This window comes from Citrobacter sp. Cpo089, from assembly GCF_030332695.1.
Lineage (GTDB): Bacteria > Pseudomonadota > Gammaproteobacteria > Enterobacterales > Enterobacteriaceae > Citrobacter > Citrobacter portucalensis.
In genome coordinates this window covers 237,064-252,437 of record NZ_JAOWHJ010000062.1, presented here as the reverse complement: position 1 = coordinate 252,437, position 15,374 = coordinate 237,064, and the positions used below count along the sequence as shown (strand labels likewise).

Sequence of the window (15,374 nt, the reverse complement as noted above, 5' to 3'; positions counted from 1 at the left end):
ATATCTGTATATAATAAAGACATCCCTCAAGGACTGATGGGATCGTGAAGTCAGGAGGTTTACATGAATGAATTTAAGAGGTGTATACGCGTGTTTAGCCACTCTCCCTTTAAAGTACGGTTGATGCTGATCTCTATGCTGTGTGACATGATTAACAGCAAACCAGAGCAGGATAAACCTTCAGAAAAATAATGCGGCGTCGCGGTACGCCGCTTCATTTTCCTACCGTCATCCGGGTACGGTGGTGGTTTTCGTCTCAATAACCCTTCTTTTTGTCAGTTTTGCCACGTCCCTCGCAAAACAATTTCTTTGTAGTAGTTGACCTTCTCTTGCGCACACTCTATCTTTTCGCAGCCCTGCGTATATTGCGGCTCGCGGATGCGGACCCTATCCCTCTTCTCGCTCTCTCAGGCAGGCAATGACCCTTAGCGCCAGGGTAAGCACATGGCGTTTTTGTAACAGTGGCATATGAATTTAACCCTCAAAGATTCAATCATTGCTCGTAGCCGGGCAATTAGTCCGTGGACTGGCCTCTATTTCTTACAGTCTCTGCTGATCAACCTTGCACTGGGCTATCCACTTAGCCTGCTCTATAGCGTTGCTTTCACCTGTATATTGATGCTGCTGTGGCGTAGCGCGCCGCGCGCGCAGAAAGCACTGATTGGCATTTGCTCACTCGTTGCGGCAATGTATTTTCCGTTCGGCCAGGCTTACGGCTCACCGAACTTCAATACCTTACTGGCGCTGCACTCAACCAATATGGAAGAGTCAACCGAGATCCTGACCATCTTCCCCTGGTACAGTTATCTGGTTGGAGTGTTTATTTTTGCCCTTGGCGTTATCGCCGTACGCCGTAAAAAAGATGTGCAGCAGCGCAGCTGGAATAAGTTCGACAGCATTTGTTTGCTGTTCAGCGTTGTCGCATTCTTTGTTACCCCGGTACAAAACCTGGCCTGGGGCGGCGTGTTCAAGCTGAAAGATACTGGCTATCCGGTTTTCCGTTTCGCCAAGGACGTTATCGTCAATAACAACGAAGTGCTCGACGAACAAGAGCGTATGGCGAAACTGTCGAGCGTAAAAGACAGCTGGACGGTAACCGCCGTTAAACCGAAGTATCACACCTACGTCGTGGTGATCGGTGAAAGCGCCCGCCGCGATGCGTTAGGCGCGTTTGGCGGTCACTGGGATAACACCCCGTTTGCCAGCTCCGTTAACGGCTATATCTTCGCGGATTACATTGCTGCCAGCGGTTCAACGCAAAAATCGCTCGGCTTAACGCTTAATCGGGTAGTGGATAATAAACCCCAGTTCCAGGATAACTTTGTCACCCTGGCTAACCGTGCGGGCTTCCAGACATGGTGGTTTTCCAATCAGGGACAGATTGGTGAATACGATACGGCCATCGCCAGCATTGCGAAGCGCGCTGATGAGGTTCAGTTCCTCAAAAGCGGCGACTTCGAAGCGGATAAAAACACCCGTGACGAAGCGCTGTTGAAGATGACTGCCCAGGTGCTGGCAACCGAGCGCACTCAGCCACAGCTCATCGTGCTGCATTTAATGGGCTCGCATCCGCAGGCCTGTGACCGAACACAGGGTAAATACGAGACTTTCGTCCAGTCAAAAGAGACATCTTGTTATCTGTACACCATGACGCAGACGGATGACCTGCTGCGCCAGCTTTACGAGCAGTTACGTAACAGCGGTAATAGCTTCTCGATGGTCTATTTCTCCGATCATGGCCTCGCGTTTAAAGAGCGGGGAAAAGAGGTGCAGTACCTGGCGCATGACGATCAGTTCCAGCAGAATTTCCAGGTGCCTTTCATGGTGCTTTCGAGCGATGATAAAGCGCATCGGGTGATTAAAGCCCGTCGCTCCGCCAATGATTTCCTCAGTTTTTTCTCGCAGTGGACAGGGATCAGCGCAAAGGAAATCACCAACAGCTACCGCTTTATCTCAGAGAAAAAAGCCGGGCCGGTGTACATCACCAACTTCAAACTGCAGAAGGTGGACTACAACCATCTGGGTACCGATATTTTCTCAACCAAATAATACGCTTGTAGGCCGGATAAGACGCACTGTGTCTTATCCGGCCTACAACGAACTTCCTTCCAGGATTACAGACAAAAAAAATCCGCCCCAAGAGGCGGATTTTTCATATCACCGAAGTGATTAGAAGCGGTAACCCACGCCAGCAATCCAGGTGCCAACGTCAACGCTACGAATACGGCTCTGCTCGTAGGAGAAGTCCAGAGCAACGTTTTCGATCGGGTTGAACTGCAGGCCCGCACCATAAGAGAAACCGTAGTCGCTGGTGCTGTGGTTGTAAGTCGAAGATTCTACGTTCTGGAATTTACCGTAACCAACACCCACAACGCCGTAGATGCTTGCCCAGTCGTTCAGACGGTAAGCCGGACCAGCAGTGATGCCGTAGTATTGGGTTTTGTTGTAGTCGCCAGAAGCATCGGTACGATCTTTTTCAGTGTAAGTGAAGGAACCGATAACACCCAGCGGGTTGTTGTCCTGCTCGTAGCGATACTTCAGGTTGAAACCGTTCATTTTGTTCGCTGCGCCCTGAGCATCGCTCTGAGCGTAACCACCGGTAACGGTAGAAGTAGCAGCTACAGCAGTACCTGCGGAGAAAGCCAGAACAGCGGCCAGTGCTGAAAGACATGCAATTTTTTTCATAACCACCTCAAATGTGCTTCAAGTAAATCTTAAGTTTTAAATATACCAAAAATTGATGGGAAACTCTTTGCGATTCGCGATGTCTAACGGGGTCTTTCATGTAACAGAACATTTCAAAAACCCGCTATCTCTTTCAATTAACATCACTTTTTCAATTGAAAATACCATTATTGCGCGCACAATATGGCACATTCATCCAGAACATTCCTAATCACACAGATTATTAATCCATCGTTTTCATGCCATTGTACGGAACTGAGCAATTTTTTTTTCAACGAATACTCAACCAGTTGAGCGTAATTCCATTACACTCGCTGTTTTACTTTTCTATACATAAAATCATCTGCGTCGTAACAATGCTGAAGCGTGGCACAGATGGAGATGTGTAATCATCATTTGACAGGAGAAAGGATGCCGGGGTTGTCACGTAAAGCGCCAGTCTGGTTGCCTATTTTGGTTTTGCTTATTGCTATGTCCTCCATTCAAAGCGGAGCATCACTGGCAAAATCGTTGTTCCCACTCGTCGGTGCGCCAGGCGTTACCGCGCTGCGCCTTGCGCTGGGTACGCTCATTCTTATCACTTTCTTTAAGCCCTGGCGTTTACGATTCGCCAAAGAACAACGCCTGCCGCTACTGTTTTATGGCCTGTCTCTGGGCGGGATGAACTACCTTTTCTACCTGTCAATCCAAACCGTCCCACTGGGAATCGCCGTGGCGCTGGAATTTACCGGCCCGCTCGCGGTAGCGCTGTTTTCATCCCGACGCCCGGTGGATTTCATTTGGGTTGCGTTGGCAGTGCTCGGGCTTTGGTTCCTGCTGCCTCTGGGTCAGGACGTTTCTCACGTAGATTTAACGGGTGCTGCACTGGCGCTGGGGGCTGGTGCCTGCTGGGCCATCTATATTCTTACCGGGCAGCGAGCCGGCGCGGAACACGGTCCTGCGACCGTCGCGGTAGGGTCATTCATTGCAGCACTGGTATTTGTACCAATCGGCGCACTCCAGGCCGGAGATGCCCTGTGGCACTGGTCCATTTTGCCGTTAGGTCTGGCCATTGCAGTCCTCTCTACTGCGCTTCCCTATTCGCTGGAGATGATTGCGTTAACGCGCCTACCTACGCGTACTTTCGGTACATTGATGAGCATGGAACCCGCGCTGGCCGCGATTTCCGGAATGATCTTCCTCGGTGAAACGCTGACGCTTATCCAGACGTTCGCTCTGGGCGCCATTATTGTCGCATCAATGGGCTCTACGCTCACTATTCGTAAAGAGCCACAAATAAAACAAGTCGACGTGAATTAACCACGTAATATTCTGCATGGTTTGCATAATCATGCAGAATATCCAATTGTAAATCTGCGTGATAATAATTCTAATAAATATAATTTTCTCATCCGCATATTTCATTTAATCTTAAAATTAACATAAAAATAACACCACACAAGTAACAAAACACTCATTACATTGATTTTATTTGATATTTTATATTTACCCTCGTCTTCGCTATTAAAGTGATAGGCAACACCGGAAACAAAAATCCAAATTTAGCGCTATACTTAATTCCGTTGAAGAGTTGGGACATAAATATCAAGAGGATATGAAAATATGAGTACCGCGAAACTGGTAAAAACAAAAGCATCCGCCCTCCTTTATACCCGCAACGATGTGTCTGATAGCGAAAAGAAAGCGACCGTAGAACTGCTGAATCAGCAAGTAATCCAATTCATTGACCTGTCATTGATCACCAAACAGGCTCACTGGAACATGCGCGGTGCAAACTTCATTGCAGTACATGAAATGCTGGATGGCTTCCGTACAGCTTTGACCGATCACCTCGACACCATGGCTGAACGCGCCGTACAGTTGGGCGGTGTGGCACTGGGCACAACTCAGGTTATTAATAGCAAAACGCCTCTGAAAAGTTACCCGCTGGATATCCATAGCGTACAGGACCACTTAAAAGAGCTGGCCGAACGTTATGCCGTAGTTGCAAACAGCGTACGTAAAGCTATCAGCGAAGCAAAAGACGAAGATACCGCGGATATCTTTACCGCAGCTTCTCGCGACCTCGATAAATTCCTGTGGTTTATCGAAGCCAACATTGAGTAACAGCAGACATAAGAATTACCTATATAACCCTCGCTCCGGCGGGGGTTTTGCACATCTATGGTGCATAACATTGATCATTCGTCACTCCAAAGTAAATTATTTGTAATAATCACCTCACACAATCGTTAACGAAAGATTGTTTTATCAACAATTTTTACGCTAAATAGTCATACCGTTTGCACCGTGACTGGTTCGCACCAAATGAGTGCCCCAAAACAGTGCAGATTACTCACTTTGCCCTACTTATTGTGCAACAAAACGAGACACCCTCTTGTTAAAACAATGAGTTGCAAAATTGGCACGATTTTTTCATTAAGCCATATGTTCTCGCAGGGGATCGCCCCGTGGATATAAAAGGAAATCCTATGAAGTCTGTATTAAAAGTTTCACTGGCTGCACTTACCCTGGCTTTTGCGGTGTCCTCCCATGCCGCAGACAAGAAACTGGTTGTCGCAACCGACACCGCGTTTGTACCGTTTGAATTCAAACAGGGTGACAAATACGTTGGTTTTGATGTGGATCTGTGGGCTGCCGTGGCCAAAGAACTGAAACTGGATTATGAACTGAAACCAATGGATTTCAGCGGCATCATCCCGGCTCTGCAAACCAAAAATATCGACCTGGCACTGGCAGGTATCACCATCACCGATGAGCGTAAAAAAGCGATCGACTTCTCCGACGGCTACTACAAAAGCGGTCTGTTAGTGATGGTGAAAGCGAATAACAACGACGTCAAAAGCGTAAAAGATCTGGATGGTAAAGTCGTTGCGGTTAAGAGTGGCACCGGTTCCGTTGATTACGCGAAAGCGAATATCAAAACCAAAGACCTGCGTCAGTTCCCGAATATAGATAACGCATATATGGAACTGGGCACCAACCGCGCAGACGCTGTACTGCACGACACACCAAACATTCTTTACTTTATCAAAACAGCTGGCAATGGTCAGTTCAAAGCTGTAGGCGAATCGCTGGAAGCCCAGCAGTACGGTATCGCCTTCCCGAAAGGCAGCGACGACCTGCGTGAGAAAGTGAACGGCGCACTGAAAACGCTGAAAGAGAACGGTACTTACAACGAAATCTACAAAAAATGGTTCGGTACTGAACCTAAATAATAACCGGCAGCGTTGCCCGGTAGCGTGATGCTTACCGGGCCTACGCCTGGATTTTTGAGACCTGTAGGCCGGATAAGCACAGCACATCCGGCAAAACGGGCATTTGAATATTTACACCACGGTAACAGGAACGACATATGCAGTTTGACTGGAGTGCCATCTGGCCCGCCATCCCGCTTTTGATTGAAGGCGCCAAAATGACCCTGTGGATCTCGGTCCTCGGTCTGGCTGGCGGTCTGATAATCGGACTTGCAGCAGGGTTTGCGCGCACTTTCGGCGGTTGGATCGCCAACCACGTAGCGCTGGTGTTTATCGAAGTCATTCGCGGTACGCCAATCGTTGTGCAGGTAATGTTTATTTACTTCGCTCTGCCAATGGCATTTAACGATTTACGCATTGACCCCTTTAGCGCCGCCGTTGTCACCATCATGATCAACTCCGGGGCCTATATTGCGGAAATCACCCGCGGTGCGGTACTCTCAATCCATAAAGGGTTCAGCGAAGCCGGTTTGGCGCTTGGACTTTCACGCACAGAGACTATCCGCCACGTTATTTTACCTCTCGCACTGCGTCGTATGCTGCCGCCGCTGGGCAACCAGTGGATCATCAGCATTAAAGATACCTCGCTGTTTATTGTCATTGGCGTCGCTGAACTGACCCGTCAGGGCCAGGAAATCATTGCCGGTAACTTCCGCGCACTGGAAATCTGGAGCGCCGTTGCGGTGTTCTATCTGATCATTACGCTGGTGCTGAGCTTCATTCTGCGTCGTCTGGAAAGAAGGATGAGAATCCTGTGATTGAATTTAAAAACGTTTCTAAGCACTTTGGTCCAACCCAGGTGCTGCACAATATTGACCTGAACATTCAGCAGGGTGAAGTCGTGGTGATTATCGGGCCGTCAGGATCCGGTAAATCTACCCTGCTGCGCTGCATTAACAAGCTGGAAGAGATAACCTCCGGCGATCTGATCGTCGACGGTCTGAAAGTAAACGATCCGAAGGTAGACGAGCGCTTAATCCGTCAGGAAGCCGGAATGGTATTTCAGCAGTTTTACCTGTTCCCACATCTGACGGCGCTGGAAAACGTCATGTTTGGACCGCAGCGCGTACGCGGGGCGAATAAAGAACAGGCCGAGAAACTGGCGAAAGAGCTGCTGGCAAAAGTGGGTCTGGCCGAACGTGCACATCACTACCCTTCTGAACTGTCCGGCGGTCAACAACAGCGTGTGGCTATCGCCCGTGCGCTGGCGGTAAAACCGAAAATGATGCTGTTTGATGAGCCAACCTCAGCACTCGACCCGGAACTGCGCCATGAAGTTCTGAAAGTTATGCAGGACCTGGCGGAAGAAGGGATGACCATGGTGATTGTGACCCACGAAATTGGCTTTGCCGAAAAAGTGGCTTCACGCCTGATTTTCATTGATAAGGGACGAATTGCCGAAGACGGTAATCCGCAGGCCCTGATTGAAAATCCACCCAGCCAACGCTTACAGGAATTCTTGCAGCACGTTTCCTGATAGCTCAACCTCCCTTCGCCCGAAGGGAGGTTTTTCACCAGAATCCTCTCATTTCAATTCCCTCCCGCCCTGACATCTATACTTATCCTTTTGAATTTATTTTCTCATGGGAGGAGTCATGCGCTGGATCCTGTTCATCTTTGTTTGTCTGTTGAGTCTTCCGGCACAAGCAGTGACGATACCTGGCGTCACCACGCCAACGTCAACCAACGCACAAACCGCCCCGGCAAAGGAGCCAGATGTTGAACAGAAGAAAGCGGCTTACGGCGCACTGGCTGATGTGCTGGAAAATGACACCTCTCGGAAGGAACTGATCGATCAATTACGCAAAGTGGCAACTGCGCCCCCTGCTGAGCCGGTGCCAACCATTGTCCCACCCACGTTAACGGAAGAAAAAACGGTACTGGAAAACGTCACGGATGTCACCCGGCACTACGGTGAGGCGCTCTCCAGCCGCTTTGCCCAGCTTTATCGCAATATTACCGATGCACCGCACAAGACCTTTAACTCGCAAACGTTCACCAATGCCCTGACTCATTTTTTAATGCTGGCGGCGTCAGTGTTCGGGTTTTACTGGCTGATCCGCCTGTGCGCGCTGCCTCTGTATCGCAAAATGGGGCAATGGGCACGGCGGAAAAACCGCGAACGCAGCAACTGGCTGCAGCTTCCGGCGATGATCGTTGGCGCATTCATTATTGATTTGCTTCTGCTGGCGCTGACATTGTTTGTCGGGCAGATACTGAGCGACAGAATGAATGCCGGCAGTCGCACCATCGCCTTTCAGCAAAGCCTGTTTCTCAATGCCTTTGCCCTGATTGAGTTCTTCAAAGCCATTTTGCGTCTGATATTTTGCCCAACGGTGGCTGAACTACGCCCGTTTAACATTCAGGATGCAGGTGCGCGCTACTGGAATCGGCGTTTGAGTTCATTAAGCAGTTTGATTGGTTACGGGCTTATAGTTGCCGTTCCCATTATCTCCAATCAGGTCAATGTGCAGGTCGGCGCGATGGCCAACGTCATCATCATGCTGTGTATCACGCTATGGGCGCTGTACCTGATTTTCAGAAACAACAAAGAGATAACGCTGCATTTACAGAATCTGGCAGAAAGATCGTTAGCTTTTTTCAGCCTGTTTATCCGTGCCTTTGCGTTGGTATGGCACTGGCTGGCCAGCGCCTACTTCATTGTGCTGTTTTTCTTTTCGCTGTTTGATCCGGGCAACAGCCTGAAATTCATGATGGGCGCTACGCTGCGCAGCCTGGTAATCATTGGAATTGCCGCCTTTGTTTCCGGCATGTTTTCCCGCTGGATAGCCAAAACTATTACCCTTTCGCCACACACCCAGCGCAGCTATCCGGAATTACAAAAACGACTGAATGGCTGGCTGTCGACGGCGTTAAGCGTGGCCAGGATCCTGACGGTGTGCGTTGCGGTGATGCTGCTATTGAATGCCTGGGGATTGTTCGACTTCTGGAACTGGCTGCATTACGGCGCAGGAGAAAAAACGGTGGATATTCTGATCCGTATCGCGCTGATTTTATTCTTCTCCGCCATCGGCTGGACGATCCTTGCCAGCCTGATTGAAAATCGTCTGGCTTCCGATATTCACGGACGCCCGCTACCCAGCGCTCGTACCCGAACCCTGTTGACGCTGTTTCGCAACGCGCTGGCGGTGATCATCAGCACGATCACCATCATGATTGTGCTGTCGGAAATTGGCGTTAATATCGCCCCATTGCTGGCCGGGGCCGGGGCGCTGGGGTTGGCTATCTCTTTCGGCTCGCAAACGCTGGTAAAAGATATTATTACCGGGATTTTTATTCAGTTTGAAAATGGCATGAACACCGGCGACCTGGTGACCATCGGTCCACTCACCGGTACGGTTGAACGAATGTCCATTCGTTCTGTGGGCGTGCGTCAGGACACCGGGGCGTACCATATCATTCCCTGGTCATCGATTACGACCTTCGCCAACTTTGTGCGTGGAATTGGATCGGTCGTCGCCAATTACGACGTAGACCGCCATGAGGATGCGGATAAAGCGAATCAGGCGTTGAAAGACGCAGTTGCTGCGGTGATGGAAAAAGATGATATTCGCGGGCTGATTATCGGCGAGCCGTCGTTTGCCGGGATTGTAGGATTAACCAATACGGCATTCACGCTACGGGTCTCGTTTACCACCTTACCGCTGAAGCAGTGGACGGTACGTTTTGCGCTCGACAGCCAGGTGAAGAAATACTTCGATCTGGCCAACATACGCGCCCCGGTACAGACGTATCAAGTGTTACCTGCACCAGGGAATGGTCCTGCGTCGGCTGCAAGCGAACCGCTACCGCCAACCGAGCCAACGCTTTAGCGTTTACGCGCCATAAAACGACGACGCTGATCGTTATCCATAAAGGTCCAGGCAATAAAGCGGCTCTGCTTTTGCCCCTGGGCCATCTCTTTCTTAACCACTTTCACCGCGCCCGCATCCGTTAGCGCGTGATACAGTGGAGGCAAGTTCTCACCGCGCGAAACCAGCGTGGTAAACCACATCACCTGGCGACCAAAGGCCTGGCTTTCGGCGATCATTTTTTTGATGAACGCCACTTCACCGCCTTCACACCACAACTCCTGCTGCTGTCCGCCAAAGTTCAGCGCATCGTCTTTGTCCTGTCCCAGATTACGGCGTTTGCGCTCGCTTCCGGCGCGGGCTGAGGCCGCAGAATCATGGAATGGCGGGTTACATAATGTGGCTTCATACTGCTCATTTTTGTGAATGATGCCGTTGAAGATTGCCGTTGCATCTTTCTGGCGACGCAGACGAATAGCACGGGTTAATCCCGGATTGGCGTTGACGATCGCCTGAGCGCTGTTAAATGCTTCGCTACTGGTTTCACTACCCGTGAATCGCCAGCCATATTCATGCACGCCGATCAGTGGATAAATACAGTTTGCCCCAACTCCCACGTCCAGCACGCTCGCATTTGCCGGAATGGTTCCGCTGGTTTCACTCAACAGATCGGCCAAATGGTGTATGTAGTCAGCACGACCAGGCACCGGCGGACACAAAAAACCATCTGGAATATCCCAGTTTTTCACCGCATAAAAATGCGCCAGTAGTGCTTTATTGAGCGCCTTTACTGCCTGCGGATTCGCGAAATCAACACTCTGCTCGCCGCCGGGCGTGAGGGTGAGAAATTGCGTCAGCTCGGGCGTAACCTGGCATAAAGTCGCAAGATCATAACGGCCATTGTGGCGGTTGCGTGGGTGTAATCCCGGTTTCAGGGCGGACATAGCATTCTCCTTTTAACAGCGGCGTAAGATACCCGCATAACGCCACGCGGTAAACACACACAACAAGGAAATTTGATTTTTTACACCTGTTTGATGCTTTGCGAATTGTTCAAAAAACAGACAGCTCATCACCAATTTTTTGCGGTAAATGTCATCCGCTGACGACCTAAACTTATCAGGCACACCTGTTGTTTTTCAGAGGATATCACCATGAAGAAATGCCTCACATTACTTGCTGCTACCGTACTTTCCGGCATGACATTTGCCTCCTTTGCTGCACAGCCATACACCAGCCCAGCTACCGGTCAGCTACAAGCTTCCGGCACAGTATCCGCTACCGGCGCCTCTAACCTGAGCGACCTCGAAGACAAGCTGGCAGAGAAAGCGAAAGAGCAAGGGGCAAAAGGCTTTGTCGTTGATTCTGCGGGCGGCAAAAATCAGATGTACGGTACCGCAACCATCTATAAGTAACCCCATCTCAGCCCAACTGCATTCACCCCGAATGCAGTTTTCTGCGTGCAGTTCACTTCATTGCAGCTCAATTTGTAATCAATATGTTGGCATTTTGAATCCAATGTAAATAAATGTATTTATTTTTGAATTAATGAATGCTAAAACGTCGCACTGATTAGTAATGCTTATCAAAATCATTATCAATTACATATTCATTTCCGCGAGGCCTGCAGGGTATAACATCCATAGAGATGTCCCTTCGCGCGAGTGAAACCGTCCACTCAAACAATAATAAGTCACTCATTAACATGGATAAAAATCGCAACTTGCCGTCCAGTAGCTTTCACTCACTGACTTTTTTTGCCGGTCTGTGCATTGGCCTGTCCCCTATAGCTCAGGCTGTCGCTGCGGACGACCAGGATAAAAAACAAGAAGACACTCTGGTCGTTGAAGCGGCCAAACCTTCGCTGTACGCCCCAACACAGTCTGCCGACCCTAAATTCTCCCGTCCGGTGGCGGATACAACCCGCACCATGACGGTGATTTCTGAGCAGGTGATTAAGGATCAAGGCGCAACAAATCTGACCGACGCGCTGAAAAACGTCCCGGGCGTTGGCGCATTTTTCGCGGGTGAGAATGGTAACTCCAGCACCGGAGACGCGGTTTACATGCGTGGTGCGGATACCTCGAACAGTATTTATATCGACAGTATCCGTGATATTGGCAGCATCACGCGCGACACCTTCAATACCGAACAGGTGGAAGTAATCAAAGGTCCTTCCGGTACCGACTATGGACGTAGCGCACCGACTGGGTCTATCAATATGATCAGCAAACAGCCACGCACCGACTCAGGAATCGATGCATCGGCCAGCGTCGGTAGCGCCTGGTTCCGCCGTGGTACGCTGGACATTAACCAGGTCATCGGCGAGACCACCGCCGCACGTTTAAACCTGATGGGCGAAAAAACGCATGATGCTGGTCGCGATAATGTTAAGAATGAACGTTACGGTGTGGCCCCCTCTCTCGCTTTTGGCTTAGGGACTGAGAACCGACTGTACCTGAACTATCTACATGTCACCCAGCACAACACGCCGGATGGCGGCATCCCTACCATTGGCCTGCCGGGATATTCCGCACCTTCTGCGGGGACTTCTGCACTGAATCATTCAGGCAAAGTGGATACGCATAATTTCTACGGTACCAACTCGGATTATGACGATTCGACAACCGATACCGCGACGATGCGTTTTGAACATGACCTGAACGACAGCACCACTATTCGCAACACCACCCGCTGGTCGCGCATTAAACAGGATTATCTGATGACAGCGGTGATGGGCGGCGCGTCTAACATCACCCAACCCACCAGCAGCGTCGACAGCTGGACCTGGTCACGCCTGGCAAATACCAAGGATGTCAGCAATAAGATCTTGACCAACCAGACCAACCTGACCTCAACGTTCTACACGGGATCCATCGGTCACGACATCAGCACCGGTGTGGAGCTGACGCGCGAAACACAAACCAACTATGGCGTGGCGCCGATCACCCCACCACCGGTGAATATCTATCACCCCGACAGCAATGTGAATATCGGCGGATTGTCTCGTAACGGCGCCAACGCTAACGGGCAAACAGACACCTTCGGTGTATACGCTTTTGATACGCTACAAATTACCCGTGAATTCGAGCTGAACGGTGGTATTCGCCTCGACAATTACCGCACAGAATATGACAGCGCCACCGCTTGCGGCGCTTCCGGTCGCGGCGCAGTCGCGTGCCCGACAGGCGTGGCTAAAGGTTCCCCGGTCACCACTGTGGATACTGCCAAATCAGGCAATCTGGTGAACTGGAAAGCTGGCGCGCTGTATCACCTGACCGATAACGGTAACGTGTACATCAACTATGCCGTTTCTCAGCAACCGCCGGGCGGCAGCAACTTTGCTCTTGCTCAGGGCGGCAGCGGTAACAGTGCGAATCGTACCGATTTCAAACCGCAGAAAGCGAAAACCAGCGAGATCGGCACCAAATGGGAGGTGCTGGATAAGCGCCTGCTGTTAACCGCTGCGATTTTCCGCACGGATATTGAGAATGAAGTTGAGCAGAACGACGACGGTACCTATTCCCAGTACGGAGAGAAACGCGTTGAAGGCTACGAGCTCTCGGTAGCAGGCAACATCACCCCCGCATGGCAGATTATTGGGGGTTACACCCAGCAACGCGCGACCATCCACAGCGGTAAAAACGTTGCTCAGGATGGCTCCTCTTCCCTGCCATATACACCTGAACATGCGTTCACGCTGTGGAACCAGTATCAGGCTACCAATGATATCTCCGTTGGCGCAGGCGCTCGCTACGTGGGTAGTATGCATCGCGGTTCCGACGGTGCAGTGGGTACGCCATCCTACACTGAAGGTTACTGGGTCGCTGACGCCAAACTGGGCTATCGCGTGAATCACAATCTCGATTTCCAGCTAAACGTCTATAACCTGTTCGACACCGATTATGTATCCTCCATAAACAAGAGTGGATACCGTTATCATCCGGGCGAGCCAAGAACTTTCCTGCTCACCGCCAATATGCATTTCTAATCCATCGCGTGGGGCGTAAGCCCCACTTTCAGGAGAAATACTGATGATGTACCACATTCCCGGCGTTCTGTCGGCGCAGGATGTAGCCTGGTTTCGTGAACAACTGGACGCTGCCGACTGGGTTGATGGCCGCACAACCACCGGCGCTCAGGGGGCGCAGGTAAAAAACAACCAGCAGGTGAATACGCAAAGTGAACGCTACGGCGTTTTACAACAGGCGGTACAGACTGCGGTAAGTAACAGCGCGCTTTTCTTCGCCGCAGCACTACCGAAAACGCTCTCCACACCGCTGTTTAATCGCTACCAGGACAACGAGACCTACGGTTTTCACGTCGACGGTGCGGTGCGTAGCCATCCGCAAAACGGCTGGATGCGCACGGACCTTTCCGCAACTTTATTCCTGAGTAACCCGAATGATTATGAAGGGGGAGAACTGCTGGTCAATGATACTTACGGCCAGCATGCGGTGAAGCTTCCGGCAGGCGATCTGGTGCTTTACCCTTCCAGCAGCCTACATTGCGTCACGCCAGTGACCCATGGCGTTCGTGTAGCGTCTTTTATGTGGATACAGTCGATGGTCCGTGACGACAAAAATCGCGCCATGCTTTTTGAACTGGATAAAAACATTCAATCCCTGAAAGCTCGCCATGGGGAGAGCAGCGAGATCCTGTCATTACTCAATCTCTACCATAACCTGCTGCGTGAATGGTCTGAAATCTGATACTGCTGGCGCGTGGTCGTTTTTCAATCATCACCTTCGCTATACTTAGTCTGTAGACATCAGCAGGAGGTACACATGGCATCCGGATGGGCAAATGACGACGCGGTTAACGAACAGATCAACAATACTATTGAAGATGCTGTTGCCCGCGCTCGCGGTGAGTTACCGACGGGGGAAAGTCTGTATGAATGCGAAGAATGCGGCAATCCTATCCCTCAGGCCAGACGTGAGGCCGTGCCAGGGGTACGCTTGTGCATCGCCTGCCAACAGGATAAAGATTCACATAGCTCAGCATTTTCAGGATATAATCGCAGAGGTTCGAAAGACAGCCAGCTACGCTGACTTATCTTTACCAAAAGTTTCAGCGCATACGATTTCCTTTACGAGCACGATTTTTTGCACCCTGTGTAGCAAAATGTGCCGTTGTCGCCTTCTCTGTAAAGCGCAATGACAAGAACTGTAAATCCCTTACTCGAATTTATTAATATTCAATAAGTTATTTGTCATTCAATTTATTTGATTGATGTGGTCAATTCTATTCGATTTTCTCTCACCAAAAAAAACGTGATACTTATCACATCGACGGAACAACGTCTTCTTAAAGAACACTGACTAACAGAACAACCCTGCGAGAGATTAATCATGAAAAATATCAAATTTGCTGTTGCTGCCATCGCCCTGTCTACCCTGTCATTTGGCGTTTTCGCTGCCGAGCCGGTTTCCTCTACTCAGGCGCAAAACATGAACAAAATTGGTGTGGTATCTGCTGACGGCGCTACTACGCTGGACGGCCTGGAAGCCAAACTGGCTGAGAAAGCGAATGCAGCTGGCGCAACTGGCTACAGCATCACTTCTGCTATCGGCAAAGACAAAATGAGCGGCACCGCGGTTATCTATAAATAACCGAA

At 50.3% G+C, this 15,374-nt stretch carries 15 protein-coding genes; 13 read left to right on the top strand and 2 right to left on the bottom strand.

Features of this window, described 5'->3' with window-relative positions; genetic code table 11:
• Window positions 1–63 precede the first annotated feature (63 nt).
• A complete protein-coding gene (mntS, locus tag OGX92_RS14640; protein ID WP_003831584.1) occupies window positions 64–192 on the top strand; it encodes a manganase accumulation protein MntS in 129 nt (42 codons plus the stop codon).
• Window positions 193–468: 276 nt separating this feature from the next.
• Window positions 469–2,049 carry a phosphoethanolamine transferase gene (locus tag OGX92_RS14635; RefSeq protein WP_126318725.1) on the top strand — a complete coding sequence of 527 codons (1,581 nt, stop codon included), beginning with the start codon at window positions 469–471 and terminating at the stop codon, window positions 2,047–2,049.
• Window positions 2,050–2,169: 120 nt separating this feature from the next.
• Here OGX92_RS14635 and ompX read toward each other — a convergent pair whose 3' ends face one another.
• On the bottom strand, window positions 2,170–2,685 hold the full coding sequence (ompX, locus tag OGX92_RS14630; RefSeq protein WP_003831579.1) for an outer membrane protein OmpX: 516 nt from the start codon (window positions 2,683–2,685) through the stop codon (window positions 2,170–2,172).
• 411 nt (window positions 2,686–3,096) lie between these two features.
• On the opposite strand from ompX, the gene rhtA reads away from it, so the two are divergent.
• From rhtA to ybiO, 6 genes are all read left to right on the top strand, one after another.
• Window positions 3,097–3,984, top strand: a complete 888-nt coding sequence (rhtA, locus tag OGX92_RS14625) for a threonine/homoserine exporter RhtA (RefSeq protein ID WP_003831578.1) — start codon at window positions 3,097–3,099, stop codon at window positions 3,982–3,984.
• 303 nt (window positions 3,985–4,287) lie between these two features.
• The gene (dps, locus tag OGX92_RS14620; protein WP_003035253.1) at window positions 4,288–4,791 is read left to right on the top strand and encodes a DNA starvation/stationary phase protection protein Dps; all 504 of its coding nucleotides are present in this window, start codon (window positions 4,288–4,290) and stop codon (window positions 4,789–4,791) included.
• Window positions 4,792–5,156: 365 nt separating this feature from the next.
• A complete protein-coding gene (gene glnH / locus OGX92_RS14615) occupies window positions 5,157–5,903 on the top strand; it encodes a glutamine ABC transporter substrate-binding protein GlnH (protein WP_003035251.1) in 747 nt (248 codons plus the stop codon).
• Between the two features lie 137 nt (window positions 5,904–6,040).
• The gene (glnP, locus tag OGX92_RS14610) at window positions 6,041–6,700 is read left to right on the top strand and encodes a glutamine ABC transporter permease GlnP (protein ID WP_286586712.1); all 660 of its coding nucleotides are present in this window, start codon (window positions 6,041–6,043) and stop codon (window positions 6,698–6,700) included.
• Complete coding sequence (glnQ, locus tag OGX92_RS14605; protein ID WP_003035246.1) at window positions 6,697–7,419, top strand: glutamine ABC transporter ATP-binding protein GlnQ; 723 nt, start codon at window positions 6,697–6,699, stop codon at window positions 7,417–7,419. Before glnP ends, glnQ begins: the two co-directional genes overlap by 4 nt.
• A 118-nt stretch (window positions 7,420–7,537) precedes the next feature.
• A complete protein-coding gene (ybiO, locus tag OGX92_RS14600) occupies window positions 7,538–9,775 on the top strand; it encodes a mechanosensitive channel protein (protein WP_286586710.1) in 2,238 nt (745 codons plus the stop codon).
• Here the strand turns inward: ybiO and rlmF are convergent.
• Window positions 9,772–10,698 carry a 23S rRNA (adenine(1618)-N(6))-methyltransferase RlmF gene (rlmF, locus tag OGX92_RS14595; RefSeq protein ID WP_063940657.1) on the bottom strand — a complete coding sequence of 309 codons (927 nt, stop codon included), beginning with the start codon at window positions 10,696–10,698 and terminating at the stop codon, window positions 9,772–9,774. The genes ybiO and rlmF overlap by 4 nt on opposite strands.
• 210 nt (window positions 10,699–10,908) lie before the next feature.
• Between rlmF and mcbA the strand changes: the two genes are divergently transcribed.
• The 5 genes from mcbA to ybiJ all read left to right on the top strand — a co-directional run bounded on the left by mcbA (window position 10,909) and on the right by ybiJ (window position 15,369).
• On the top strand, window positions 10,909–11,169 hold the full coding sequence (gene mcbA, locus OGX92_RS14590) for a DUF1471 family periplasmic protein McbA (protein ID WP_003831565.1): 261 nt from the start codon (window positions 10,909–10,911) through the stop codon (window positions 11,167–11,169).
• 290 nt (window positions 11,170–11,459) lie between these two features.
• Window positions 11,460–13,745: a catecholate siderophore receptor Fiu gene (locus tag OGX92_RS14585; RefSeq protein WP_286586708.1), complete on the top strand. Its 2,286-nt coding sequence runs from the start codon at window positions 11,460–11,462 to the stop codon at window positions 13,743–13,745.
• Window positions 13,746–13,788: 43 nt separating this feature from the next.
• Entirely contained in the window at window positions 13,789–14,466 is a 678-nt protein-coding gene (gene ybiX / locus OGX92_RS14580; protein ID WP_286586706.1) for a PKHD-type hydroxylase YbiX, read from the top strand.
• A 75-nt stretch (window positions 14,467–14,541) separates the two neighbouring features.
• A complete protein-coding gene (locus tag OGX92_RS14575) occupies window positions 14,542–14,808 on the top strand; it encodes a DksA/TraR family C4-type zinc finger protein (protein ID WP_150344823.1) in 267 nt (88 codons plus the stop codon).
• Window positions 14,809–15,108: 300 nt separating this feature from the next.
• A complete protein-coding gene (gene ybiJ, locus OGX92_RS14570) occupies window positions 15,109–15,369 on the top strand; it encodes a DUF1471 family protein YbiJ (protein ID WP_003831561.1) in 261 nt (86 codons plus the stop codon).
• The last annotated feature ends 5 nt before the right edge of the window (window positions 15,370–15,374 follow it).